A 25,633-nucleotide genomic window follows, 5' to 3' on the forward strand; every position below is an offset into this window, starting at 1 on the left:
TCGTGTTCACCGGGATCGTCGAGGAGATCGGCACCCTGCTCGTCCGGGAGGACCAGGGGGACGCCGCGCGGCTGTCCATCCGCGCGCGCAAGGCGCTCGAGGGCGTCGCCCTGGGTGACTCCATCGCCGTCAACGGGGTCTGCCTCACCGTCACCGGTGCCGACGGCGACGCCTGGAGCACCGACGTCATGGCCGAGACGCTGCGCCGCAGCAGCCTCGGGGTCCTCACCGCCGGCGACCCGGTGAACCTGGAGCGCGCGGTCACCCCGCACACCCGGCTCGGCGGCCACCTCGTGCAGGGCCACGTGGACGGCGTCGGCACCGTCGTCCGCCGTACGCCCAGCGAGCACTGGGAGGTCGTGCGCGTCGCCCTGCCGCCCGAGCTGTCCCGGTACGTGGTCGAGAAGGGCTCGGTCGCGGTGGACGGCGTCTCGCTGACGGTCAGCGCGGTCAGCGCGGTCGACGACCCCGAGCCGTGGTTCGAGGTCAGCCTCATCCCCACCACCCTGCGCGAGACCACGCTCGGCGCGGTTCCCCCGGGCAGCCCGGTCAACCTGGAGGTCGACGTGGTCGCGAAGTACGTGGAACGCCTGTTGGGAGCACGCTCGTGAGCGAGCTCGCGAGCTCACGCACGAGCACAGCACGCCTCGGCACGAGGCTGACGAGCGCCAGCGAGGAGGACTCGTGACGACGTCCACCACGCGACTCGACACGATCGAGGACGCGATCGCCGCCATCAAGGACGGCCGCCCCGTCGTCGTCATCGACGACGAGGACCGCGAGAACGAGGGCGACCTGATCTTCGCCTCGGAGCTGGCCACGCCGGAGCTGGTGGCGTTCATGGTCCGCTACACGTCCGGCTACATCTGCGTGTCGGTCACCGAGCACGACGCCGACCGGCTGGACCTGCCGCCGATGTTCCGGGTCAACCAGGACCGCCGCGGCACCGCCTACACCGTCACCGTGGACGCCCGGGAGGGCGTGACCACGGGCATCTCGGCGTCCGACCGGGCGCAGACCATCCGGCTGCTCGCCGACCCCGCCACCAGCTCCGCGGACCTCGCCCGCCCCGGCCACATCGTGCCGCTGCGGGCCCGCGACGGCGGCGTGCTGCGCCGGCCCGGCCACACCGAGGCCGCCGTGGACCTGGCCGTGCTGGCCGGGCTGCGCCCGTCGGGCACCCTGTGCGAGCTGGTCAGCGAGAAGGACCCCACCGGCATGGCCCGTGGCGACGAGCTGCGGGTCTTCGCCGACGACCACGACCTGTGCCTGGTCTCCATCGCCGACCTGATCGCCTACCGCAAGCGGTTCGACAAGCTGGTCGAGCGGGTCGCCGAGGCCACCGTGCCGCTGGCGCCGGGCACCTTCACCGCCGTCGGGTACCGCAGCTCCTACGACGAGCGCGAGCACGTCGCCTTCGTCTACGGCGACATCTCCGGCGGCGAGGACGTCCTCGTGCGCGTGCACTCCGAGTGCCTCACCGGCGACGTCTTCGGGTCGCTGCGCTGCGACTGCGGCCCCCAGCTGCAGGCCGCGCTGGCCGCGGTGGCGCAGGAGGGCCGCGGCGTCGTCCTCTACATCCGCGGGCACGAGGGCCGGGGGATCGGCCTGCTGCACAAGCTGCAGGCCTACCAGCTGCAGGACGCCGGCGTGGACACCGTCGACGCCAACCTCGACCTCGGCCTGCCCGCCGACGCCCGCGACTACGGCACCGGCGCGCAGATCCTGGTCGACCTCGGCGTGCACACCATGCGGCTGCTCACCAACAACCCGGCGAAGCGGGCCGGGCTGGAGGGGTACGGCCTGAAGATCACCGGCCGGGTACCGTTGCCCAGTCACGTGACCGCCGAGAACCTGGCCTACCTCCGGACCAAGCGGGACCGGATGGGGCACCTGCTCGACATCATCGAGCCGGAGACCGAGTCCGGTCCTGCCGACACCCCCACCGTCCCCGGGACCGACGTGCCCCTGCACCAGAACGAGCAGGACCTGTGAGCAGGCCGGCGCGCGCCGGCGGGGCGATCGCGTGAGCGGCAGGGGCGCGCCGGAGGTCGGCGCGGTCGACGCATCCGGGCTGACCCTCGGCATCGTCGCGACCACCTGGCACGCGGAGATCACCGGGTCCCTGCTCGAGCGGGCGGTGGCGGCGGCGCGGGCCAGCGGCGTCGCCGAGCCGACCGTCGTCCGGGCGCCGGGCGCGGTGGAGCTGCCGGTCGTCGCCCAGGCGCTGGCCGAGCGGCACGACGCGGTCGTCGCGCTCGGTGTGGTGATCCGCGGCGGCACCCCGCACTTCGAGTACGTCTGCGACGCGGTCACCGCCGGGCTCACCCGGGTGGCGCTCGACGCCGGGACACCGGTCGGCAACGGCGTCCTGACCTGTGACACGGAGGAGCAGGCGCGGGACCGGGCCGGCCTGCCCGGCTCCGCCGAGGACAAGGGCTGGGAGGCGGCGGTCGCCGCCCTGTCCACCGCCCTGACCCTCCGCACGCTGCGCGGCCCGTCGCGGCCGACCGGCTTCAGCATCCGACCGGCCGACGGGAGCCGCGCGTGAAGACCTTCGACTCGTTGTTCGCCGAGCTGTCGGCGAAGGTCGCCGCCGGCGACCCCGCGTCGGGCACGGTGACGGCGGTCCGCGACGGCGTGCACGCCGCGGGCAAGAAGGTCGTCGAGGAGGCGGCGGAGTCCTGGATGGCCGCCGAGCACGAGGACGAGCAGCGGACGGCGGAGGAGATCAGCCAGCTGCTCTACCGGGTGCAGGTGCTCATGCTGGCCCGGGGGCTGAGCCTGGACGACGTCTACGCTCACCTCTGAAGAAAGGACCCCGCTGCCCCCCACGGCTCGCGAGCTCGCCGCGGGCCCCTGCAGCGGGGCCGCTCCGTTCGACCTGTGAGGAGTTCTCCCGTGCTGCGCATCGCCGTGCCCAACAAGGGCGTCCTGAGCGAGCCGGCGGCCGAGATGCTGGCCGAGAGCGGCTACCGGCAGCGCCGCAGCACCAAGGACCTCGCCGTCTACGACCCCGACAGCGACACCGAGTTCTTCTACCTGCGGCCGCGCGACATCGCCGTGTACGTCGCCGCCGGCACCCTCGACGTCGGCATCACCGGCCGCGACATGCTGCTGGAGACGGCGCCGGCCGACGGGGAGGGCCCCGCCGCGGCCGAGGTCATGTCCCTGGGCTTCGGCCGCTCCTCGTTCCGCTTCGCCTGCCCGGTCGAGTCCGGCATCGAGGGCGTCGAGCAGCTGGCCGGCAAGCGGATCGCCACCGCCTACCCCGTGCTGCTCCGGCGGTACCTGGCGGAGAAGGGCATCGCGGCCTCGGTCGTCAAGCTGGACGGGGCGGTGGAGACCGCCTGCCGGCTCGGCGTCGCCGACGCCGTCTGCGACGTGGTGGAGACGGGGACGACGCTGCGCGCCGCCGGCCTGCACACCATCGGTGAGCCGGTGCTGGCCAGCGAGGCGATCCTCGTGCGGCGGGCCGGGGCCGAGGAGATCCCGGCGGTGGCCCAGCTGCGCCGCCGGCTGCGCGGTGTCCTGGTGGCCCGCCAGTACGTGATGCTCGACTACGACTGCCCGAACGAGCTGCTGGAGAAGGCCACCGCGCTCACCCCGGGTCTCGAGGGCCCGACCGTCAGCCCGCTGCAGACCGAGGGCTGGTCGGCGGTGCGGGCGATGGTCGCCCAGTCCGACACCAACCGGGTGATGGACGAGCTGTGGGAGCTCGGCGCCCGGGCCATCCTCGTCACCAGCATCCACGCCTGCCGGATCTGAAGGAGGACCCCGGCGCCCCCGAGCGGTGGGGCGGCGGGGTCCCTCTCTCAGCGGACGCGGGTCGTCCGGTCGACGAGGTCGATGGCGGTGCACAGCCCGAGGGCCATCGCCCGGCCGCTGGTGGAGCCGGTGGCCAGCAGGCCGGCGATCGCCGGGCCGAGCGGCCGCTCGCCGACCAGCCCGTGCAGCACCGCCGCGTACTCGCCGCTGACCCGCCCGGCGGCGGCGTGGCGCAGCAGCGCCCGCGACAGCTCGGTCGTCCGGCCCGCGGCCAGCGCGTAGACGCCGGCCGAGAACCGCTCGGCGGCCGGGTGGCCCAGCAGCACCAGGCCGGCCATGGTCCCGGCCATGACGTCGTCCCCGGCCGGCGTGAGGCCGGGGCCCAGGCCGATCAACCGGACGGCGGTGCGCAGGGCGGCGTCGAGGTCGGCGCGGCGGACGGCGCCGCGCAGCGCCGCCAGCGGGCCGCCGGGACCGGCGGGCAGGCCGGGCAGGGTGAAGGCGCTGTGCGGCACGCCCTCGCCGTAGAGGGAGTTGCGCAGCTGGCGCACGCCCTCGGGCAGCAGCGCCGGCTGCGGGCTGGGCAGCCGGGGACGCGGGTCCCACCAGGCGGCGGCGCTGACGGCCAGGTCGCCGACGACGATGCGCCCGCCGCCGACCTCGGCCGGGGCGTCGCTGGGCAGGGCCACCAGCGGGCGGCCGTTGCTGGGCCGGAAGAGCACGCAGGCCAGCGGCAGGCGGGCGGCGTCGCTGGTCAGGACGCCCACGACGTCGCCGCCGCGCTCGTTGGGCACGTGCAGGTAGACGGCGGCCGGCACGCTCATGAGCACGCGCGCCTGCCGGACCGGGCCCCGCAGCAGCTCGGCGACCCCGGTGCTGGCCGAGGCGGGCACCGCGGTGGCGGCGCGGGAGGGGGGAGCGGTGCGCGCGGTGGCCTGGGCCTGCTCCCGCGGGAGGGGGATGGTCGGCACGCCGGCGCGTGCGGCCTGGCTGCGGGGGGACGTCGGGGCTCCGGGGCGGGTCCCGCCGGGGCCGGCGGTCTCGTCGATGGTGCGCATGGTGGCCTCTTCACCTGGATGCATCGAGAGGCACCGTCGGCTCGAGGCCCCCCGCCCGGGCCCGTTGCTCCGGGCCGGAGGGACGAGCGGCACCAGGCGCGGTGACCGCCTACCATCCCAGCGGGCGGAGTGGTCCGGGTCTCGAACCTAAGCGGCGCGTCGCATGCCCCTGTATGGCGGAAGTCGCCAAGAATGGGGACGTTGGTCCAGGCACTCCTGACAGGGTGCCGTGGTAGTGCCGTGTGCATCGTCGACGGGGAAGGTGGGTGTCGTGACCCAGAGTGACACTTCACTCACAAGGCCTACGCAGGGTGATGGTGCCATGTCGATCCGTCGCAACTGGGCGGCCACCGAGATCCCGGTGGCCGGGGACCGCGGCGAGCGGACCTCGTGGCAGGACCGGATGGGGCTGACCCTCGACGAGGCCCTGCAGCTGCCCGGGCTGGCCGGCACCGAGGTGGCGGCCGGCGGCGAGGGGCTGCGCCGGGTGCTGCGCCACATGGTGGTCGACGACCCCGCCGAGCCGCTGGCCGTGGCCGGGCAGGACGTGCTCGTCGTCCTCGGCGCGCGGCTGCCCGCGGCCGACGCGGCCAACTGTCGCGCGCTGGTGGAGCGGCTGGACTCCATGGGCACCGCCGGGCTGGCCTTCCGCCGCACCGAGGGCCCGTCCCCGGTGCCCGACGACGTCCTGGCCGAGGCCGACCGCCGGGGCTTCCCGGTGCTCGCGCTGCCGGCCTCCGCCCGGATGGACGAGGTCGTGTCCGAGGTGCTGGGCGCGGTCGTCGGCAAGCAGGGCGAGGCGCTGGCGCTCTCGTACCGCATGCACGACCAGTTCATCGACGTCGCGCTCGGTGGCGGGGGGATGGCCGAGGTGACCGAGCAGCTGACGCACGCGCTGGACGGCGCCGCCGTCCTGGGGCTGGGGCCCGACCGCGAGATCGTCACCACGGCCGGCCCGCCCGAGGACGTCGCCGAGATCAGCGACTGGCTGTGGCTGCTGGACGCCGAGGCCGAGGACGAGCTGGCCACCATGGCCCCCTCGCGGCGGCTGTCGGGCCTGCGCGCGGACCAGACCGTCGTCACCCCCGCCGACGTGCTGGCCGGCGCCGACCTCACCCCCGCCGACGGCATCCTGCTCGTCCCGGGGCACCACGAGCTGCCGGGTGGGATGGGGGAGTACGCCGTGGCCCCGATCATGGCCGGCGACCAGCGGCACGGCTGGCTGGTCGCCGTCCACCGGACCGGCCCGATGATGGTCGGTGCCGGTGGCGTGCTGGAGCGGGCGGCGGTCGTCTCCGCGCTCTCGGTCATCCGCCAGCAGGCCGTGCACTCGGTGGAGCTGCGGTTCCAGGGCGACCTGGTCCGGCGGCTGGTGGCCGGGGCGCTGCGGCACACCGAGCGGGCGCTGGCCCAGACCCGGTCGTTCGGCTGGCGGCTGGACGGCCCGGTCGCCGTCCTCGTGACCGCCACCGAGACCGCGGCCGACCCGCAGGCCGACCCCACGCGCGCCCTCGACGTCCTCGACCGGCTGGCCGACGGCTGGCGCGCGGCGCTGGAGACCGAGGTCTCCGGGGCGGCGGTGGCCGGCCTGTCCACCGAGATCGTCACCGTGCTGCCGCTCGACGGCCGGACGCCGGAGGAGCTGAGCTCGCTGGTGTCGGCGGTGACCTCCCGCGTGAACGCCCGGGTGCGCCGCGTCGGCCGGGTGCTGGGCACCGGGATCGGCCGCCCGGCGGGTTCGCTGTCGGCGCTGGGGGAGGCCCACCAGCAGGCGCAGCGCGCGCTCGCCGTCGGGCAGGAGATCCACGGCACGCAGGCGGTCACGCACTTCGACCAGCTCGGGGTGTTCCGGCTGCTGTCGCTCATCCCCGACAGCACCGAGCTGCGCAACTACGTCGACGAGGTGCTCGGGTCGCTCGCCGACGCCGCCGACCCCGACTCGGCCGACCTGCGCGAGACGCTGCGGGTGCTGCTGGAGACCAACCTCAACGTCGCGGAGTCCGCGCGCCGGCTGCACTTCCACTACAACACGATGCGCTACCGGATCGGCAAGCTGGAGCGGCTGCTGGGGCCCTTCACCACCGACCCGACGCTGCGGTTGAACCTGCTGCTGGCGTTGCACGCGGCGCGGATGCGGGGTCTGGACCAGCCGCACCGCCCGCCGGTGGACGCCGCGCTGTCGATGCCCCCGGACGAGGGGCTCGACGCCCTCATCTGAACCGCGAGAGGGTCGCGCCCGTGGGGAGAGGCGTGGACGCGCTGGTGGCCCGGATGGCCGAACTGCTGTCGTCGCTGGAGGCCGACCGGGACCCGGCGCGGTTCTTCCTCGGCACCTACCTGCGGACGACGGTCGCCGTCGGGGCGGCCATCGACGGCGGGGAGTTCGAGGACCGCACCTGGGTGGTCGAGTGGGACGTCGACTTCGCCGAGCTCTACCTCGACGCGCTCACCGCGCACCGCCGGGACCCGGCCGCCCCGCCGCGCCCGTGGCGTATGGCCTTCGGCGCCCGCCGCGACCTGCCGCCGGAGGCGCACGTGCTCCTCGGCATGAACGCGCACATCAACTTCGACCTGCCGCAGTCGCTGGTCCGGGTCATCCCGCCGGCCGACTTCGACGACCCGCGGGTGCGCGACCTGCGGCGGCGCGACCACGAGCGCATCGACCGGGTGCTCGCCTCCCGGATCGCGGCCGAGGACGCCGAGCTGCACCGGGCCGGCGGCCGGCGCACCCGCCTGGACCGCCTGCTGTCCCCGGCCAACCGCACCGCCAGCCAGGTGCTCCTGCGGGAGTCCCGGCGGAAGGTGTGGGCCAACGCCGGGCGCCTGGACGCCGCCCGCCGGCGCGGTCCGGGCGTCTACGCCGAGCGGGTCGCCCAGCTCGAGGCGGCCGCCGCCGACCGGGTGGCCGACCTGCTGCGCCCCGGGCCGGTCCTGCTGCGGCTGGCCGTCCGCGGCTTCGGCGTCCGGCTGGCCTGAGCCCCGCCGCGCCGGTCCGGGAGCCATCGGCGAGGCTGGGGGCGGGCCGCACCCCGGCGGCCCGTCGAGGAGGGGTGCTCATGACCCAGGCCACCGGTCCGCTCACCGGGAAGGTCGCGCTGGTCACCGGCGCGTCGTCGGGCATCGGCGAGGCGACCGCCGTCGCGCTGGCGGAGGCCGGTGCCGCGGTGGCGATCGGCGCCCGCCGGCGCGACCGGCTGGACGCGCTGTCGGCGCGGATGGCCGACGGCGGTGCGCGGGTGCTGGCGCTGGACCTCGACGTGACCGAGGAGGCGTCCTGCCGGGCGGCTGTCCGGCGCACCCGGGAGGAGCTCGGCGGCCTCGACGTCCTGGTCAACAACGCCGGGGTGATGCTGCTCGGCACGATCGTCGGGGCCGATCCCGAGGACTGGCGGCGGATGATGGCCACCAACGTCCTGGGCCTCATGTACACGACCTCCGCCGCGATCGACGGCATGCTGGCGCAGGGGTCCGGCGACATCGTGAACGTCTCCAGCGTCGCCGGCCGGACCGCACGCAAGGGAGCCGGCGTCTACAACGCGAGCAAGTGGGCGGTGAACGCCTTCAGCGAGTCGCTGCGCCAGGAGGTGACCGCCCGGGGCGTGCGGGTGTCGCTGGTCGAGCCGGGCGCGGTGGCCACCGAGCTGTCCAGCCACATCACCCAGCCCGAGGCGCGCGAGGCCTCCCGGCAGATGGCCGCGGGGATGCGCACGCTGCAGGCCGAGGACGTCGCCCGCGCCGTCCTCTACGTCGTCACCCAGCCGCCGCACGTCGCCGTCAACGAGGTCCTGGTCCGCCCGACGGATCAGGAACGCTGAAGCGAAGTGCCACGGGCGAGGAATCCTCGCCCGTGGCACTCCGCTTCAGTCGCGGAAGACCTCGATCCGGGCGCCCATCTCGATCAGCCGCTCGTAGAGCTGCTCGTACCCGCGGGCGATGATGTCGACGTTGCGCAGCACCGACGTCCCCTTGGCCGCGAGCATGGCCAGCAGGATGCAGACGGCCGGCCGCAGCGCCGGCGGGCAGACCACCTCGGCGCTCGACCAGCGGGTCGGGCCGCTGACCAGCACCCGGTGCGGGTCCAGCAGCCGGACGTCGGCGCCCAGGCGGGTCAGGTCGGACAGGTGGATCGCCCGGTTGTCGTAGACCCAGTCGTGGATCAGCGTCGACCCGTTCGCGGCCGCGGCGATGACGGCGAAGAACGGCAGGTTGTCGATGTTGAGCCCGGGGAACGGCATCGGGTGGATCTTGTCGATGGGGGCCTTGAGCTCCGACGGGGACAGCGTGATGTCCGACAGCCGGGTGTGCCCGTTGTCGGCGCGGTACTCCGGGGACAGCGTGTAGCGCAGCCCCATCTCGGCGAGGACGGCCAGCTCGATCTCGAGGAACTCGATCGGCGCCCGGCGGACGGTGAGCTCCGAGCCGGTGACGATCCCGGCGGTCAGCAGGCTCATCGCCTCGACCGGGTCCTCGCTGATGGTGTAGTCGACGTCGGCGTCGAGCTCCGGCCGCCCGTGGACGGTCAGCGTGGTCGATCCCAGGCCCTCGATGCCGACGCCGAGCAGCTGCAGGTACAGGCAGAGGTCCTGGACCATGTAGTTGGAGCTGGCGTTGCGGATGGTCGTCGTCCCGTCGGCGCGGGCGGCGGCCAGCAGCGCGTTCTCGGTCACGGTGTCGCCGCGCTCGGTCAGCACGATGGTCCGGTCGGCGGTGGTCGGCGGCGCGACGGTGGCGTGGTACTCGCCGGCTCGCGCCTCCACCTCGAGCCCGAACGGGCGCAGCGCGATCATGTGCGGCTCGACGGTGCGGGTGCCGAGGTCGCAGCCGCCGGCGTAGGGCAGGTCGAAGCTGCCGGCGCGGTGCAGCAGCGGGCCGAGGAACATGATGATGCTGCGGGTCCGGCGGGCGGCGTCGGCGTCGATCCCGGCGAGGTCCAGCTCGTCGGGGACGACGAGGGTGAGGTCCCGGCCGGTGGCGTCCCAGGTCGCCGCGACGCCGATGGAGCGCAGCACGTCGAGGATCCGCTCCACCTCGACGATCCGGGCGACGTTGCGCAGCGTCGTCCGGCCGCGGTTGAGCAGCGCCGCGCACAGCAGGGCGACGGCGGCGTTCTTCGACGACTTCACCGCGACGCTGCCGCGCAACGGCGTGCCGCCGGTGACCCGCAGGTGGGTGGGGCCGGAGGGCCCGAGGGTGAACAGCTCGCGCTCGAGGGCCTCGGACAGCCGCCCGAGCAGCTCCAGCGTGAGGTTCTGGCCGCCCTGCTCGATGCGGGCGATGGCGCTCTGGCTGGTGCCCAGACGCTCGGCGAGCTGCTGCTGGGTCAGCCCGCGGTGCCGCCGGGCGTCCCGGACGAGCAGGCCGATGCGGCGCATGGCCGTGTCGCCGGACGTGGCGTCGGACAGGGTCGGGTCGGTCAGCGTCACAGTGACGGACCGTATCTCTCCTGTGAGATGACACGGCCCGCGGCGCGCCGGTGCGTGTCCAGGACGGACCGGTCCGGCCAGACTGCGGGCATGGACGTTCTCGTGACAGGAGGGACCGGGCGGCTGGGCCGGCGGTTGGTCGAGCAGCTGGGGGGCGGCGGTTCCCGGGTGCGGCAGATGTCGCGGCGCGGCACGGGGCCCGGCGGGGTCCGGGCCGACCTCGCCACCGGCCGGGACCTGTCGACCGCGCTGTCGGGTGCGGAGGTCGTCGTCCACGCGGCCAGTGACGCCCGCGGCGACTACTGGCAGTCCGACGTCGCGGGCACGCGGCGGCTGGTGCAGGCCGTCGACCGCGACCGGCTGCGGCACCTGGTGTACGTGTCGATCGTCGGCGTCGACCGCGTCCCCTACGGCTACTACCACGCCAAGTACGCCGCCGAGCAGGTGCTCCTGGCCTCCGGGCTGCCGGTCACGCTGCTGCGGATCACCCAGTTCCACGACTTCGTCGACGAGCTGCTGGCCACCGCCCGGCGGGGGCCGGTGCTGCCGGTGCCCATGGGCTGGCGGGTCCAGCCGGTCGACGTGGGCGAGGCGGCCGCCTACACCGCATCGGTCGCCGCCGGGGCGCCGACGGGCGACGTCGTCGAGTACGGCGGGCCCGAGGAGCTGACCGCCGCGGAGCTGGCCCGGGCGTGGGCGGCGGCCCGCGAGCCCGGCGCCCGGGTGGTGGCCACCCCGGTGCCCGGCCGGCTGTCGTCGGCCGTCCGGGACGGCGCCGCGCTGCCCTCCGCCGGCGCGCGCGGGCACCGGACCTACGCCCAGCACCTGGGCGGCTGAGCGGGCCCGGCCCGACGGCGTTCCGCAGGTGGGGGCCGACGGCCGGCGCGGATCTGCCACGCTGCACGACGGCGGACGCCGTCCGACGCCAGCTGCCCGACCCCGGCACCGAATCGAGCCCGCACCGTGAATGACGCCGACCAGCAGAGCGAGGCCGCTCCGCTGCACCCCGTGGGGTCCGTCGACAACGCCGTCCGACTCCTGCAGATGTTCCAGGACCAGCGGTCGCTCCGGGTCGCCGAGGTCAGCCGGCAGCTCGGGGTCGCCCGGTCCACGGCGCACCGGCTGCTGCAGGGGCTCCGGAACCACGGCTTCGTCGACCAGGAGCCGGAGACCCGGGCCTACGTCGCCGGCCCGGCGCTGGTGCGGTTGGCGGTCTCCGTGGTCCGTGGCCTGGACCTGCGGACCGCCGCCCGCCCGGTGATGGCCAAGCTGGTCGAGGAGCTGGGTGAGACCGTCCACATCAGCGTCCTGCGGGGCGCGGAGATCTTCTTCGTGGAGTCGATCGAGACCACGAAGAGCCTCCGTGTCGGGATCCGGACCGGCCTGTCCCGGCCCGCGCACAGCACGGCGGCCGGGCGGGTGCTGCTCGCCGGGCTGGAGCCCGCCCGGCTCCTGGAGCTGCTGCCGGACGCGGACCTGGCCCCCCTGACCGCCCGGACGGTGACCAGCCGCGCCGAGCTGCAGGAGCACCTGGCCGTCGTCCGGGACCGGGGCTTCGCGATCAGCATCGGCGAGACCGAGGAGGAGGTCGCGTCGGTCGCCGTCCCGGTGCTGGACGGCCAGGGCCGGGCGAGCGCGGCCCTGGCCGTGTCCGCCCCGCCCTCGCGGCTGTCGGTCGAGCAGGCGCCGGCGATCGCGGTGGCGCTGGCCGACGGCGCCCGGCAGATCAGCGCGGCGCTGCCGATGTGAGGGTCCGGCGACGCGTCAGATCCGGTGCGTCTCGTGGACCGATGCGGGGAAGAGGTCCTCGACCGCGAGCAGCTCCGGGCACAGGTGCTGCTCGTGGGCGTACTGCAGGAAGGCCTCCAGTGTCCGGCGGTTGGCGTCGATGCCGTACGGCCACAGGTCCGGGCCGAAGAGGTCGGTCGCCGCACGGGCGCGGTCCGGCCCCCACGGGAGCGGGGTGTGCGGGGCCGTGGCGTCGAGCATCCGGGCGACGCTGCGGTCCTTGGCCGCGGTGAAGGCCGTGACGAGGTTGGGCGCGCACCACGGGTGCTCCTCGTATACGTCCGCGCGCAGCACGACCAGGTGCATGATCGGGAAGATCCCGGTCCGCCGGTAGTACTCGGACTCCGTCGCGACCGTGTCCGAGAAGAGCTGCACGACGCGGCCCGACCGGTCCTCGTACGCGGCCGGCGGGTGCGGCACGAGGACCGCGTCCAGTTCGCCGTCGAGGAGCAGCTGGTCCAGCGACCTCTCCCGCTCGGCCCGGACGGTGACGCCGGGGGGCAGGCCCACCGGGAGCGTCTCGATGCGCCCGGGCTCGTTGATGCCGCCCTGCACCCAGTCCACCGACGCGAGGTCGACGCCGAACTCGTGCTGGAGCAGGGCCCGCTGGTAGACGGTGGCGGTGACGGTCCACTCGGGGAACCCGATGCGCGCGCCGGCCAGCTCACCCGGCCGGTCCACCGGCCCGTCGGCCCGGACGAAGATCCCCGAGTGGCGGAACGACCGGGAGGGGAAGACGGGCAGGCCGACGAGGGAGTCGTCCCCCCGCGACCGGAGCGAGCAGTACTTCCCGAGGGACATCTCCGAGACGTCCCACTCCCGGAACTTGGTGAAGCGGAAGAAGATCTCCTCGACCGCGTGGTGCAGCGTCCGCAGCTCGATGCCCTCGACCGGGACCCGGCCGCTGCTCAGGTCACGGACCTGGTCGGAGTCGTTGATCGCCAGGGTCAGCTCGATGGGGGAGCTCGCGCGGTTCACAGGAAGTTCATCCCTCCGTCGATGACGATCGTCTGCCCGGTGATGGCCCGTGCGGCGTCGGAGGCGAGGAAGACCGCCATGCCGGCGATGTCCGCGGGCTCGAGACGTCGCCGCAGCGCCTGGTTGGCGACGATCTCGTCGACGGCGCCGGGCCGGGCGGAGTCCCGCGGTATCCCGGTGTCCACGGAGCCGGGCATGAGGGCGTTCACCCGGATGTCCCGGCCGCCCAGCTCGCGCGCCATCGCCCGCGTCAAGCCGACGATCCCGGCCTTCGACGTGACGTAGTGCAGGTAGTTCGGCCGACCGCCCAGCACGCTGGCCGAGGACATGTTGATGATCGAACCGCCGCGCTGCTCCCGCATGGGGCCGGCGACGGCGCGGCAGCAGAGGAAGACCCCGGTGAGGTTGACGTCGAGCACCCGCCGCCACTCCGACGCGCTGATCTCGTCGAACGGCTTCATGGTGAGGGTCGAGAACACCGCCGCGTTGTTCAGCAGCACGTCGACCCGGCCGTAGCGGGTCATCGTGGTGGCCACCATGGCGGCCACGCTGTCCTCGTCGGCGACGTCGACCTGCACCGCGCACGCGCCGTGGCCGTCGGCCCGGAGCTCGTCCGCGGTCTGCTCGGCGCGCGCCGCGTCGAGGTCGGCGACGACGACGCGGGCTCCCGCGCGGGCGAGGGCGGTGGCGAACGTGCGACCGATCCCCTGACCGGCTCCGGTGACGATGCCGACCGCTCCGTCGAGGGTCGATCGGGCGCCGAGGTCGAGCATGTGGTGATCCTCCCGGTCGTGTTCCAGCACCGCTCCTGCGCGAGGCGTCGGCGTCGGGCGCCGTCCCTTGACCCCCGCTGGCGGTCGTGCCTAGCATCACATGCGTTCGACAGAGCGGTCCAGCGTTCCGCAGAGTCGAACACGGTCCGACGACGAGTGGAGCGTGGAGTGCCGACAGCGGCGGGAGCCAGGTCCCTGGTCGACCGGGAGTGGCGCATGGTCATCGACGGCGCGCCGCACGTCCCGGCCGGTGCCGGGGTGCTGGACGTGGTGGACCCGGCCACCGGCGACACCGTGGCCGGCATCCCCGCCGGCACCGCGGCGGACGTCGACCGTGCCGTCGCGGCGGCGAAGGCCGCCTCCCCGGGCTGGCGGGCGACCCCGGCCGCCGAGCGCGGCCGGCTCGTCGGTCGGCTCGCCGACGCCGTCGCCGCCCACGGCGAGGAGCTCGCGCAGCTGGACGCGCTGGACAACGGCTCCCCGCTCCGGATGCTCCGCAACGACGTCCGCCTGGCCGTGGACCAGGTCCGCTACTTCGCCGGCCTGGCCCTGGAGCTGCGCGGCCAGTCGATCCCGGCTCCGGGCGGCATCGACTTCACGGTCTTCGAGCCCTTCGGCGTCGTCGGTCGGCTGGTGCCCTTCAACCACCCCCTGATGTTCGCCGCGACGAAGCTGGCCGCGCCCCTGGTCGCGGGGAACACGGTGGTGCTGAAGCCGTCGGAGCACACGTCCCTGTCCGCGCTGCGGATCGGCGAGCTGTGCGCCGAGATCTTCCCGCCCGGCGTGGTCAACGTGGTCACCGGACTCGGCAGCACGGTGGGTGCCCGGCTGACGTCGCACCCCGACGTCCCCCGGATCGCCTTCACCGGCAGCGTCGAGACCGGCCTGCACATCCAGCGCCAGGCGGCCGCGGACCGCGTCAAGGTGGTCACGCTGGAACTCGGTGGCAAGAACCCCCTGATCGTCTTCGCCGACGCGGACCTGGACGCCGCCGTGGCCGGCGCCGTGCACGGCATGAACTTCACCTGGCAGGGCCAGTCCTGCGGCTCCACGTCCCGGGCCTACGTCCACCGGTCGGTGTGGGACAGGTTCCTGGCCGGCGTCGAGGCCCGCCTCGGCGGGCTGCGGGTCGGCGACCCGTTCGACGAGACCACCGACGTCGGCGCGATCGTCCACCGCGGCCAGTACGACCGGGTCTCGCGCTACGTCGAGGCCGGCCTGGACGACCCGCGGGCGCGGCTCGTGGTCGGCGGGTCCCGCAGGGACGAGAAGGGCCTGTTCATCGAGCCGACGGTGTTCGCGTTCGACGGCGGTCCGTGCGACTCGGTGCTGCTGACCGAGGAGGTCTTCGGCCCCGTCCTCGCGGTCGTGCCGTTCGACGACCACGAGGAGGTCGTCGCGCTGGCCAACGCGCTGCCGCTGGGGCTGACGGCGAGCGTCTGGACCTCCTCGCTGGACACCGCGATGCGCGCCACGAGTGAGCTCGAGGCCGGGTACGTCTGGGTCAACGCCAGCTCCGTGCACATCCCGGGCACCCCGTTCGGCGGGGTGAAGAACAGCGGCGTCGGCCGGGAGGAAGGCGTCGAGGAGCTCACCTCGTACGCCCAGCAGAAGAACGTCTACATCCGCGTCGAAGGGAAGTAGCACGGTGGCCGAGACCTACGACGGCATCATCATCGGATCCGGCCAGCACGGCCTGGTCCTCGGGACCTACCTGTCCAGGCTCGGCCTCCGGATCGCCGTCCTGGAGCGCCGGCTCGTGTACGGCGGCGGCCTCAGCACCGTCCAGCCCGGCCCGCCCGGCTTCTACCAGAACCCGCACTCGATCAACCACTTCAACATCACCGAGACGCCGTGGTACCGGGACCTGGGGCTGTCCTCCTCCGTCCCGTACGTCACCCCGCGCTACGAGTTCGCCCAGCCCCACCTGGACGGGACGTCGCTGGTCATCTCCCGCGACGTGGAGGAGACGGTCGCCTCGATCGCCCGCTTCTCGACGCAGGACGCCGAGACGTTCCGCGACTGGAACCGCCGGGCCGAGGCGATCAGCAACGCGGTCTTCCTCGCCGAGCGGTACTCCGAGCCGCTGGCCGAGGCGGAGCGGGACGACCTGCTGTCACGGAGCGAGACCGGGCGCGACTTCCTGCAGATCATCGAGCGGCAGCCGCTGGACCTGGTCAAGGAGCTGTTCGTCGACGAGCGGGTGCAGCTGCTCATGCTCTTCAAGCTCTCCCTGTTCGGCACGGTGCTCTACGACGCGGTCACCCAGCGGAGCCCCATGGGCGCCACCGTCCGCGGGTTCGACCTCTCCGCCGGGTACCAGGTGTGCGTCGGCGGCAGCTGGAACCTCGCCCGCGGGCTGATGGAGGGCTTCATCCGTGCCGGCGGCACCTTCCTCAACCACGCCGAGGTCGCGCGGATCGTCGTCGACGGCGGGCGGGCCACCGGCGTCGAGCTGAGCGACGGGCGCAGCCTGCACGCCGGGCAGTTCGTCGCCAGCACCATCGACGTGCCGCAGACGTTCAACACCCTGGTCGGGCGTGACCAGCTGCCCGCCGAGTACCGCGCGAAGGTCGACGCCTTCAAGCAGACCGCCTGGAGCCTGTTCGGCGTCCACCTCGCGCTCGAGAACGCCCCCGGCTACGTCGGCGCCGACTTCGACCCCAACATCAACCGCGCGCTCAAGTACAACGTCGGCGCGGAGACGATGGAGGAGTTGTTCGAGCTGCACAACCAGGTGGCCCAGGGGCGCGTCCCCGACCTCACGTCGTTCGGCACCGGGTCCATCACGCAGTTCGACCCCTCCCAGGCGCCCCCGGGACACCACACCGCCTACGCGTGGTACGCCATGCCGTACGCGCCCGGCGGCGACCCGGCCAACATCGAGCCGGTCAAGGCCGAGATCACCGAGCGCATCCTCGAGGTGTGGCGTCGGTACGCCCCCAACATGACGCCGGACAACATCCTGCACACCTGGACGTACACGGCCAACGACTACAGCCGTGACCTCATCAACATGGTCAACGGCGACATCTTCGTCGGCTCCTTCGCCGGGGAGCAGAGCATGTGGAACCACTTCGGCTACCGCACGCCGATCTCGAACCTCTACATGGCCGGCTCGCCCACCCACCCCGGCGGGGCCATCTCCGGCGGCGCGGGCTACATCGTCTCCCGGATCATCGCCGAGGACCTCGGCCTGGAGCCGTGGTGGCAGCCCGTCGACGTCCGAGCCGCACTGCAGAAGGCAGCGGATCGTCCGACGCCCGTCGGCTGACCGCGGTTCCGAACCGAGACGAGGGAGTCCTGACATGGGGTTCAGAAGCGCAGCCCGTCCCGTCGGGTGCGTCACCGCCGCCGTGGTCGCGCTGACGGCCTGCGGAACGGCCGGAGGCAGCTCGGGGGCGGGAGACGACGAGGCGGCCGCGACCGCCGAGGGGGAGCTCACCAGCATCACCGTGGGGGTGCTGCCCAACGCCGACGTCGCGCCCATCTACCTGGGCATCGATCAGGGCTTCTTCGAGGACGCGGGGCTCGACGTCACGCTCCAGGTCAGCCAGGGCGGCGCCGCGGTCGTCCCCGCCGTCGTCAGCGGGGAGTTCGACTTCGGCTTCTCCAACTTCGGCTCCATCCTGGTGGCTGCCGACCAGGGGCTGCCGCTGCAGGTGGTCGCTCCCGGCGCGTTCAGCACCGGGGAGGTCGGGCGGGACGTCTCGGCCGTCGTCACCGTGCCGGGATCGGGCGTCGAGAGCGCCGCGGACCTCGCCGGCGCCACGGTCGCCACCAACACGCTGGGCAACAACTTCGTCATGACGGTCGGCCACGTCGTCGACAGCGACGGTGGCGACGCCGGCCAGATCAACTGGGTCGAGATCCCCTGGCCGGACCAGACGGCGGCGCTCACGGAGGGCCGGGTCGACGCGGCGGTCCTCGTCGAGCCCTTCCTCAGTGGCGCCCTCGAGCAGGGGGTCACGCCGGTGGTGTGGAACTGGGCGGAGACCGACCCCGACTTCCTCATCGCCTCGTACTTCACGACCGAGCCCTACGCGCAGAGCAACCCCGACGCGGTCGAGGCGTTCAGCTCGGCGATGGAGGAGTCCCTGGCCTACGCCCAGGAGCACCCCGACGAGCTCCGGGCCACGATCGGGGAGTACACCGAGATCGCGCCGGAGGCCCTCGAGAAGATGACCCTGTCCCGGTTCGACGGCTCGCTCGACCTCGAGCACCTCCAGGAGCAGGCGGAGCTCGCGCGGGAGTACGGGATGATCACCGGCGAGGTCGACGTGCGCGCGCTGCTGCCCTGACCGCAGCGTTCCTGCCGGATCCCGCAGCGGAGAGGACGGCGTCCGGAACCCGCCGGTGCCGGGCCGGGAGTGCGGCCTAGGGTCCGGCTCGTGCCGTCTCCGCCGTCCCGTGCCAGCAGCCTCCCCGTCCTCGCCGCCGTCGTCGTCACCCTGCTGGCCTGGGCGTCGGCGTTCGTCGGCATCCGGGCCGTCGGCGCCGACCTCTCCCCGGGGGCGCTGGCGCTGGGCCGGCTGGCCGTCGGCTCCGTCGTTCTCGCGGCGCTGTTCGCCGTGTCGCGACAGCGGTGGGTGGCCCCGACGCGGCGCGAGTGGGGGCTGCTGGCGATCTGCGGCGTCGGCTGGTTCGGGATCTACAACCTGGCCCTGAACGCCGCCGAACGGCACCTGGACGCCGGGACGACGGCGATGCTGGTCAACGTCGGGCCGATCCTCATCGCCGTCCTCGCCGGGCTCCTGCTGGGCGAGGGGTTCCCGCGGCCGCTGGTCGCCGGCCTCGCCGTGGCCTTCGCCGGGGTGCTGCTCATCGGGCTGGCCACCCGGGGAGCCGAGGCCGACGTGCTCGGGGTGGTGTTCTGTCTGGTCGCCGCGGTGACCTACGCCGCCGGGGTGGTCGCGCAGAAGCCGCTGCTGCGCCGGTTGCCCCCGCTGCAGGTGACCCTGATCGCCTGCGTCACCGGCGCGGTCTGCTGCCTGCCGTGGGCCGGCGCGCTCGCCGGTGAGCTGCAGACCGCCCCGGCCGGCTCGATCGCCGGGCTGGTCTACCTGGGCGCGGTCCCCACGGCGCTGGCCTTCAGCACCTGGGCCTACGCGCTGGCCCGCATGGACGCCGGCCGACTGGGGGTCACGACCTACCTGGTGCCCCCGCTGGTGATCCTCCTGGGCTGGCTGCTGCTGGACGAGGTGCCACCCGCGCTGGCCGTCGTCGGCGGCGCGGTGTGCCTGGCCGGTGTCGCGCTGTCCCGCCGACGGGGCCGGCCCCGGCCTCCCGCGACGGTGCCGCAGGAGGCCGGGGCGGCGGCCTGACCGGAGGTCAGCCGGCGGCCGGCGTGACCTGCTTGCCCGGTGATCCCTCGCCGATGCCCACCTCGTTGAGCGCCCGGATCCGCACGTTGTAGGCGGTTCCGTTGACCAGGCCGGTCACCGTCGCCTCGAAGGCCGTGGCCCCCACGCTCATCCCGACGGCGGTGCCGCCGTCGGTCGGGACCGCCGAGATCCGGTAGCCGGTGATGGGCTTGCCGCCGTCGCTGTCGGGCTTGCGCCAGGTCATCGCCGCCGAGGCGTCCCCGGGCGTCAGCGCGCCGATGCTCGGCGCACCCGGCGCGGTCACGGTGGTCGTGCCGCCCTGGTCGGCGCCCTCGAGGAGCGTGCCCGAGTCGACCGGCGTGGTCGCCTCCGGGTTGATCTCCTCGCCGGGCTCGAGCGGCAGGGGACCGGTCTCCTCGTCGTCGGGCTGCACGATGCGCGAGCGGGGGTCGAGTGCGTCGGCCAGGAGGATGAGGTCACCCATGCCGAGCTTCAGCTTCCACTGGAAGCCGGGCTTGGCGTTGAAGTACGACTCGGGGTCCATCGCCAGGATGTTGAGGATCACCTCGGCGACGAGCCGGCCGCCGACCGGGCCGAGCTTGCGACCCTTGTTGACGAGCTCGGCCTCCTTGAGCACGTAGAACCACAGCGGGGCCTTGCCCTCCCAGCCCGGCTGCTTGAGTCCCAGCTGGGTGTTGGTCAGGGGGGTGATGCCCATCGCCTTCGCGACGTCCTGGCCGCAGGGCAGACCCAGCCGCTTGCCGCGGAGCAGGTTCCGCTCGGCGAGCGCGACGATCGCCTTGTCGGTGGGGGCCACCACGGTCGACGGCAGCGTGTACAGCGGCAGCGAGATGTCGGTGTCGATGAGCCGGGCCATGTTGCGGTCGTCCGGCGGCTCGAGCCCGGGGATGTCGAAGAAGTAGTTCCAGTCGATCCAGAGGTTCTGCGGGTGCGGTCGGCTGCCGCGCAGGTCCTCGAAGCCGTCCTTGCCGAAGATCGGCACGGTGTGGCCGTCCTGCACCTCGTACTCCGCGCGGATCATGCTGTGGCCGAAGCGGTAGGCGGCGCCGGAGTACTCGACGGGCATGTAGGGACGGGCGGTGTCCTCCGGCTTGTAGAACGTGCCCGCGAACCTGATCGGCCCCGTGCCGTCGCGCTTGATGAGGCTGTTGACCACGTCCTGCCCGACGATGCGCGGGAGGTAGTCGTTGACGATCAGCCACTGGAAGTGCCAGCGGCACGTCTTCCGGGCCTGGGCGTAGGAGTTGCCCTGGTCCATCAACTTGTTGTGCAGCCGGATGAAGACCGTGTGCAGTTGGGCGACGATGAGGTTCTCGTCGTTGCGCGGGTCGCCGAGGTAGGCGGCGCCGACCTCGTCGCGCGGCAGGTCGACGATGTCGTCGTGCGGGTTGACCTTCAGATACCCCGGGCGGGCGGGGTCGTAGAGCTCGGGGCTGCCGGTGAGGCCCTTGCCGTAGACGCTGCCGAGGTCGAACCGCGGGCTGTCGTAGTTGGTCATGGCCAGCGGGTCCTGCAGCCGCTGGGTCAGCGGCGTCTTGTCCAGCGTCATGTCGTGGTCGACGAACTGGCCGAAGTAGATGTAGCCGGCGGGGATGCCGGGGTTGTCGAAGGCGAGGTCGCTGTCCCGGACGTCGGAGAGCGGCGCCTTGCCGTCGTTCATGTCCTCGGCCAGCCACCGCAGCAACCCGTCGGCGGGTGCGTAGGCAGGCAGCTGCGGGAACATGAGGCCGAACCGCGCGCGCTTGGTCCGCCCCGCCTGGGCCACGATCTGGGCCCCGCGCGGGTCGCCCACCGCGTGGGCTGCGGTCTCGGCCGGCGCGGTCGGCGCGGGCGCCGCGGTGCCGCCCGCCGGCGCCTCCTCGGCGGCCAGGGCGGTGGCCCCGATCCCGCCGACGGCCGGCACCATGGCCGCGGTCAGCGCCGTGGTGAGGAACCCCCGCCGGCTCACCCCGCCGGCCGGCCTCGGAGCCGTCGCGCCGCTGAACGGGCACACACCCGCGGTCGTGTCGTCGTGCTGCATCTGTCGTCGCCCCCCGGCTTCGTGAGGACCTCCTGGCCCGCAATGGGATGAGCCTGTCGGTTGGCGCCTGACCTGGGCAGACGCGATCGTGGGGGTCTCCGCCCCCCAATCTGCGGGGCTCCGGACAGGCCGAGGGCCCGCCACCGGCTGGTGACGGGCCCTGGGTTGCGCGGTGCGGTCAGGCGGTGGGGGTGACCGCCTTGCCCAGGGACCCGTCACCGACGCCGGCCGAGTTGATCGCCCGGACGCGGACGTTGTACCGCTGCCCGTTGACCAGGCCGCTCAGCGTGGTCGAGGTGGCCGTGGCGTCGGCGTTCGCGGTCACCGTGGCGGGCAGGACGGCGCCGGGGTTGTCGGCGGGCGCCACCGGTACCGCGGTGATGCGGTAGCCGGTGATCGCGGCGCCGCCGTCGCTGGCCGGGGCCGTCCAGTTGACGACGGCGGAGGCGTTGCCGGCCGTCAGGGTGCCCAGGGTGGGCGCACCCGGCACGGTGGCCGGGGTCTCCGTGCCGGGGCCGCCACCGGGGTCGGTGACCGGGCCCGGGTCGGTGCCCGGCTCGGCCGGCGGGGTGCCGCCGGGGCTGGCCGGACCGTCGGTGATGCTCACCTGGAGCGTGCCCGTGGCGCCACTGGCGTCCTTGACCGTCACGACCGCCGGCGGAGCGGAGATCGGGAAGGCCTTGGCCGCAGCGGAGTCGAGGGTCCCGATGCCGACGACGGTGAGCGGGTAGGAGGCCGGTGCGACAGCCGACGCCGCGACGGTGAGGTTCGTCCCGTCGTAGGTCGCCTGGCTCACGGACACGCCGTTGATCTTGTACGTGCTCGTGCTGACCGGCTTGTCCCCGAGGTTGCGCACGGTGATCTCGGTCGGCGCGGCCGCGCCCGCCTGGAGCGGGAGGCGGACGTAGAACCGGTCCGAGCCCGCGTCGTGCTCCATGGGCGTGGTGGCGAACTTGCCGGCCTGGCCGACGACCTCCAGCTGGTTGCCCTTGCTGGTGGCGAACACGTCGAGGTTGGTGCCGCTGACCGACGCCTGGTCGACCTTGAGGCCGGTGTTCACCGCGATCTTGCCCGAGATGGTGAACATGTCGGTGGTGCCCTCTTGGAGGGTGCCCTGCCAGGCGGTGAACCGGTTCCAGCCGGCCAGGCCGCCGGTCACCTGGTGCGGGACGTTGGGGTCACCGACGTAGCCGGCCGGTGCGGCCGGGGCGACGCCCGGTCGCCACCGGAGGAACGGCCCGAAGTTGCCCGCCAGCGGGGTGTCGAAGTTGCCCAGCGCCGGCGAGACGTCCTGGACGAATCGGCCACGACCGCGGGCGTCGGTGTCGACGGTCAGCTCACCGAACGGGTGCTTGAAGCGGAACGTCGTGCCCGGGGCGGCGTCGTCGACGTCCACCCGGACCCGGGCGAAGACGGTCTGGTCGCCGGGGTTGACCTCCTCGTTCAGCCACGCGCCCTCGAGGCCGAGGGTCAGCTGAGCGGTACCGCCGCCGCGCAGCGTCACCTCCGCCTCGGCCAGCTGGTAGAAGAACTCGCCCGGGAAGTTGTCCGGGAAGGAGACCTGCGCGGACGGGTTGGGGACCTCGTCCGGGAGGATGTTGCACAGCGGGTTGAACATGTCGAGGCAGGGCTCGAGGCGCAGCCCGTTCTTGTCCTCGTACCAGGCCGGGAACCCGTACGCCGGGTTGACCGGACCGGCCTGCACGAGCTGGCCGGGGTTCTTCACGGTGATCTCGGTAGCGGCCATCGAGGTGGTCGCCAGGCTCAGCGGCAGGGCGGCCACAGCCAGGCCGGCCAGCACCTTCCGGCCTCGTCGTGCACTGCCTCCGGCTGCGGTGCTGGTGGATCGTCGTCTCAACAGGCTCATGGCCGTTCCCCTCCGGTGGTGCGTCGGGCCCCCCGTCCTCGAGCGGGTTGCCGGGACGTGTGGAGCAAGCCTGTCGAGGTCGCCGAGGTGCGGGCAGCCGTCGAGAGGGGGAGGGTTGCCCCCCAATCCGTGGGTGCCGGCCAGGGCCGACGGGCCTCACCGGGCAGGCCGAGGGCCCGTCACCGGCTGGTGACGGGCCCTCGGTGTGTTCAGGTGTGGTGCTCCCCGGGCGGGCTCACCCCCGGCTGGGGTGCCGGACCGCCCGGGACGGGGTCACCGGACGGTGACGTCGAACGGACCGGCCACGCCGCCCTGGCTCGACCTGATGAACACCTTGCCCGGGTTGGCGGGCGGAGGCGAGAGCCGCAGCTCCCACTCCCCGCCGACCTCCGGCGGAGCGAGGGCCGTGACCGGCGCGGTCCCGAGGACCGTCGTGGTCGGCGCGGTGCCCGCGGTGTTCGAGCGGAGGACGGTGATGGTGGCACCGACGATGCTGCCGCTGCCGCCGAGCCGGAACTCGGTGCCGGTCCGGTAGTCGGCCAGCTCGATCCCGACCGTGTCGCCGGGGACGGCCGCGTCGACCGGCGTGGAGTTGGCCGAGAACGCGGTGCTGTTGGGCGTCCGCGACGCGACCCGGAACCGGTACCGCTGCCCGTCGGCGTTCTTGGGCAGGTTCGTGATCTCCGCGGTGGACGTCGTCACGATCTTGTCGTACTGGGCCGCACGGGTGGCGACCGCAGTCGCACCGGTCCCGGTCACGGTCCACGCCTGGATGCGGTAGTCCGTCGCGTCCCTGACCCCGGTCCAGCTCAGGTTCACCTGTCCCTGCGGGGCGTTGGCGTCGGGACCCGCACCGCCGACGCTCTCGACCGTGAGGCCGGTCGGGACCGCGGCCACGGCCGCCGGAGCCGGCGAGACGAGGCCGGTGAGGGTGCTCGTGTCACCTGCAGCGTCGAAGCCGACGACGTTGACCCGGGTGTTGGCCGCCGTGATGGCGATCGGACCCGAGTACACCTTGGCGGTGGCGGAAGGGACGTCCCCGGTCAGGACGTCACTGCCGTCCGTCGTGTAGTAGATGTCGTCCGAGCCGGCCACGGTCACGCTCGCCGCGTTGGCCACCGTCTCGCTGAGGGCCGGGGTCGAGGTCAGCTCCGGGCCGACGCCGTCCTGGGTGCCTCCCGTCCCGCCGCCGGCGGTCGGACCGCCGGTGAAGGCCTCGCTCATGCGGGGGCCGGCGATGGACCGGACCTCGATGTCGTACTGCTTGGCCGGGTCGAGGGTGAGGGTGGTGTTCGTCGCCGAGGCGCCCAGCCGCACACCGGTCTGGTTGCGCGGGGTGTCGGGCGCCGCATCGGCGGGCAGGGCCTCGATGGCGACGACGCTGTAGCCGGTGACGGCCTGGGCGTCGGGCACGGCGGCCGCCGGGGTCCAGGAGACCGCCGTCTTCGTCGGGTCCGTGGTGGACTTGACCGCCTGGAAGGAGCCGGCCGGAGCGCCCGCGTCGGCCGGACCGGCCGGGCAGCCGCCCATGCCGGGACCGCCGGGCTCGCCGGTCTCGGCGATGGTCAGGCCCTGCCGGTTGCCGGCCGCGTCCTGCACCTGCCAGGACATCATCCGCTCGCCGCCACCGGTGGCGACCGCTTCGGCGACCGCCGCCGCGTCCGCGCCGGTGAAGTTGTAGGTCGCGGTGAAGGTGTTGGCCGCCTCGTCGATGGCCAGGCTGGAGGTGTAGCCGGTGTCCCCGGTACCACCAGGCACCGCGCGGATGTCCCGGCGGCCGATGGAGGTGTCCTTGAGGTCGGGGTTGATGACCCGCTGCTCGACCTGCGCGGCGTTGACGCCGTCGTTGATGTAGCCCCGCACGGTCACGGTGTTCCCCGTGCGGACCGCGCTGCCCTGGACGGCCGCGTCCTGGACGACGGTGTCGCCGAGGACGGTCGTCCCGAACCGGATCTGCACCTTGTCACCGGCGCGGATGTCCGGGGTCACCTGGAGGTCGGTCCCGGCGCCCCAGCAGGCACCCCCGGGGTGGTTGACCTCGAAGGCGACGTCGCCGGCCGCGACGACGCTCTGCGCGGAGCCGACCACCTGGGTGCCGCGGATGACCTCGAGGGTCGCCGTCTGGCCGACGCGGTTCTGGAAGCCCTCGACGGTGACGAAGTCGCGGTTGGGGAAGACGACGATGTTGTGCGGGGCGGCGGGCGGTGCCGCGGCTGCGGTGTGGGCCACGAAGAGGCCGCTGGCACCGGTGGCGACAGCCATGGCGCCGGTGAGCAGGACGCGGCCTGCACGCCTGGTGGGTCGGGGCAGTCGCGACGCGGGAGGAGCTGTGGCTCCGGATCCGCCCCCGCGACCACCTGCAGTGGTCGATCGGAACTGACTCATGGTGGTCTCCGCTGTCCAGCGAGCGCCCCGATCGGGTGACCGAGGCCGTGCCGGAACGGTCGCTCGAACGGGGGGTCCCCAGGCAGCCGTGAGGAGGGGGGAGTAGGACCCCCAATCCGGGGGCGACTTCCGGAACGACCCGGTCCGCGACAGGCACCCAGGCCGAGGGCCCGCCACCTCCTCGGTGACGGGCCCTCGGGCCGTGCAGCTGTGCCGTCGTCCGGCCGC

At 73.7% G+C, this 25,633-nt stretch carries 21 protein-coding genes; 14 read left to right on the forward strand and 7 right to left on the reverse strand.

Annotation, left to right across the window (positions count from 1 at the left end; all coding sequences use genetic code 11):
• The first annotated feature begins 2 nt into the window (after positions 1-2).
• From PGN05_RS03860 to hisG, 5 genes are all read left to right on the forward strand, one after another.
• Positions 3-611, forward strand: a complete 609-nt coding sequence (locus tag PGN05_RS03860; RefSeq protein ID WP_419751202.1) for a riboflavin synthase — start codon at positions 3-5, stop codon at positions 609-611.
• 73 nt (positions 612-684) lie between these two features.
• On the forward strand, positions 685-1,995 hold the full coding sequence (locus tag PGN05_RS03865) for a bifunctional 3,4-dihydroxy-2-butanone-4-phosphate synthase/GTP cyclohydrolase II (RefSeq protein ID WP_419751203.1): 1,311 nt from the start codon (positions 685-687) through the stop codon (positions 1,993-1,995).
• Positions 1,996-2,026: 31 nt separating this feature from the next.
• Positions 2,027-2,551: a 6,7-dimethyl-8-ribityllumazine synthase gene (ribH, locus tag PGN05_RS03870; RefSeq protein ID WP_419751204.1), complete on the forward strand. Its 525-nt coding sequence runs from the start codon at positions 2,027-2,029 to the stop codon at positions 2,549-2,551.
• Positions 2,548-2,811 (forward strand): phosphoribosyl-ATP diphosphatase, encoded by a 264-nt coding sequence (locus tag PGN05_RS03875; RefSeq protein WP_419751205.1) that lies wholly within the window; start codon positions 2,548-2,550, stop codon positions 2,809-2,811. Before ribH ends, PGN05_RS03875 begins: the two co-directional genes overlap by 4 nt.
• A gap of 90 nt (positions 2,812-2,901) precedes the next feature.
• The gene (gene hisG, locus PGN05_RS03880) at positions 2,902-3,768 is read left to right on the forward strand and encodes an ATP phosphoribosyltransferase (protein WP_419751206.1); all 867 of its coding nucleotides are present in this window, start codon (positions 2,902-2,904) and stop codon (positions 3,766-3,768) included.
• Between the two features lie 47 nt (positions 3,769-3,815).
• Here the strand turns inward: hisG and PGN05_RS03885 are convergent, their stop codons facing one another.
• Positions 3,816-4,826 (reverse strand): DUF2877 domain-containing protein, encoded by a 1,011-nt coding sequence (locus PGN05_RS03885; protein WP_419751207.1) that lies wholly within the window; start codon positions 4,824-4,826, stop codon positions 3,816-3,818.
• A 322-nt stretch (positions 4,827-5,148) separates the two neighbouring features.
• On the opposite strand from PGN05_RS03885, the gene PGN05_RS03890 reads away from it, so the two are divergent.
• From PGN05_RS03890 to PGN05_RS03900, 3 genes are all read left to right on the forward strand, one after another.
• On the forward strand, positions 5,149-7,044 hold the full coding sequence (locus tag PGN05_RS03890; protein WP_419751208.1) for a PucR family transcriptional regulator: 1,896 nt from the start codon (positions 5,149-5,151) through the stop codon (positions 7,042-7,044).
• A 32-nt stretch (positions 7,045-7,076) separates the two neighbouring features.
• Positions 7,077-7,802, forward strand: coding sequence for a DUF5995 family protein (locus PGN05_RS03895; protein WP_419751209.1), 726 nt, complete (start codon positions 7,077-7,079; stop codon positions 7,800-7,802).
• Positions 7,803-7,882: 80 nt separating this feature from the next.
• Complete coding sequence (locus PGN05_RS03900; RefSeq protein ID WP_419751210.1) at positions 7,883-8,641, forward strand: SDR family NAD(P)-dependent oxidoreductase; 759 nt, start codon at positions 7,883-7,885, stop codon at positions 8,639-8,641.
• 45 nt (positions 8,642-8,686) lie between these two features.
• Here PGN05_RS03900 and PGN05_RS03905 read toward each other — a convergent pair whose 3' ends face one another.
• Positions 8,687-10,249 carry a helix-turn-helix domain-containing protein gene (locus tag PGN05_RS03905; protein WP_419751211.1) on the reverse strand — a complete coding sequence of 521 codons (1,563 nt, stop codon included), beginning with the start codon at positions 10,247-10,249 and terminating at the stop codon, positions 8,687-8,689.
• Between the two features lie 102 nt (positions 10,250-10,351).
• On the opposite strand from PGN05_RS03905, the gene PGN05_RS03910 reads away from it, so the two are divergent.
• Positions 10,352-11,086: an SDR family oxidoreductase gene (locus tag PGN05_RS03910; RefSeq protein WP_419751212.1), complete on the forward strand. Its 735-nt coding sequence runs from the start codon at positions 10,352-10,354 to the stop codon at positions 11,084-11,086.
• A gap of 126 nt (positions 11,087-11,212) precedes the next feature.
• Positions 11,213-11,998, forward strand: a complete 786-nt coding sequence (locus PGN05_RS03915) for an IclR family transcriptional regulator (protein ID WP_419751213.1) — start codon at positions 11,213-11,215, stop codon at positions 11,996-11,998.
• Positions 11,999-12,013: 15 nt separating this feature from the next.
• Here PGN05_RS03915 and PGN05_RS03920 read toward each other — a convergent pair whose 3' ends face one another.
• Positions 12,014-13,015, reverse strand: coding sequence for an ABC transporter substrate-binding protein (locus PGN05_RS03920; protein ID WP_419751214.1), 1,002 nt, complete (start codon positions 13,013-13,015; stop codon positions 12,014-12,016).
• Positions 13,012-13,788: an SDR family NAD(P)-dependent oxidoreductase gene (locus PGN05_RS03925; RefSeq protein WP_419751215.1), complete on the reverse strand. Its 777-nt coding sequence runs from the start codon at positions 13,786-13,788 to the stop codon at positions 13,012-13,014. Before PGN05_RS03925 ends, PGN05_RS03920 begins: the two co-directional genes overlap by 4 nt.
• 216 nt (positions 13,789-14,004) lie before the next feature.
• Between PGN05_RS03925 and PGN05_RS03930 the strand changes: the two genes are divergently transcribed.
• The 4 genes from PGN05_RS03930 (at position 14,005) to PGN05_RS03945 (ending at position 19,112) form a co-directional block, all read left to right on the forward strand.
• Positions 14,005-15,432 (forward strand): aldehyde dehydrogenase family protein, encoded by a 1,428-nt coding sequence (locus PGN05_RS03930; protein WP_419751216.1) that lies wholly within the window; start codon positions 14,005-14,007, stop codon positions 15,430-15,432.
• 4 nt (positions 15,433-15,436) lie between these two features.
• The gene (locus PGN05_RS03935) at positions 15,437-17,062 is read left to right on the forward strand and encodes a phytoene desaturase family protein (protein WP_419751217.1); all 1,626 of its coding nucleotides are present in this window, start codon (positions 15,437-15,439) and stop codon (positions 17,060-17,062) included.
• 34 nt (positions 17,063-17,096) lie between these two features.
• Positions 17,097-18,089: an ABC transporter substrate-binding protein gene (locus PGN05_RS03940; RefSeq protein ID WP_419751218.1), complete on the forward strand. Its 993-nt coding sequence runs from the start codon at positions 17,097-17,099 to the stop codon at positions 18,087-18,089.
• Positions 18,090-18,179: 90 nt separating this feature from the next.
• Positions 18,180-19,112: a DMT family transporter gene (locus tag PGN05_RS03945; RefSeq protein ID WP_419751219.1), complete on the forward strand. Its 933-nt coding sequence runs from the start codon at positions 18,180-18,182 to the stop codon at positions 19,110-19,112.
• Positions 19,113-19,119: 7 nt separating this feature from the next.
• Here the strand turns inward: PGN05_RS03945 and PGN05_RS03950 are convergent, their stop codons facing one another.
• The 3 genes from PGN05_RS03950 to PGN05_RS03960 form a co-directional block, all read right to left on the reverse strand.
• Positions 19,120-21,153: a peroxidase family protein gene (locus tag PGN05_RS03950; protein ID WP_419751220.1), complete on the reverse strand. Its 2,034-nt coding sequence runs from the start codon at positions 21,151-21,153 to the stop codon at positions 19,120-19,122.
• A 178-nt stretch (positions 21,154-21,331) separates the two neighbouring features.
• Positions 21,332-22,954, reverse strand: coding sequence for a fibronectin type III domain-containing protein (locus tag PGN05_RS03955; RefSeq protein WP_419751221.1), 1,623 nt, complete (start codon positions 22,952-22,954; stop codon positions 21,332-21,334).
• Between the two features lie 339 nt (positions 22,955-23,293).
• Positions 23,294-25,282 (reverse strand): chitobiase/beta-hexosaminidase C-terminal domain-containing protein, encoded by a 1,989-nt coding sequence (locus tag PGN05_RS03960; RefSeq protein ID WP_419751222.1) that lies wholly within the window; start codon positions 25,280-25,282, stop codon positions 23,294-23,296.
• Between the last annotated feature and the right edge of the window lie 351 nt (positions 25,283-25,633).

This window comes from Geodermatophilus sp. CPCC 206100, assembly GCF_048569675.1.
In the GTDB taxonomy this organism is placed as follows: domain Bacteria; phylum Actinomycetota; class Actinomycetes; order Mycobacteriales; family Geodermatophilaceae; genus Geodermatophilus.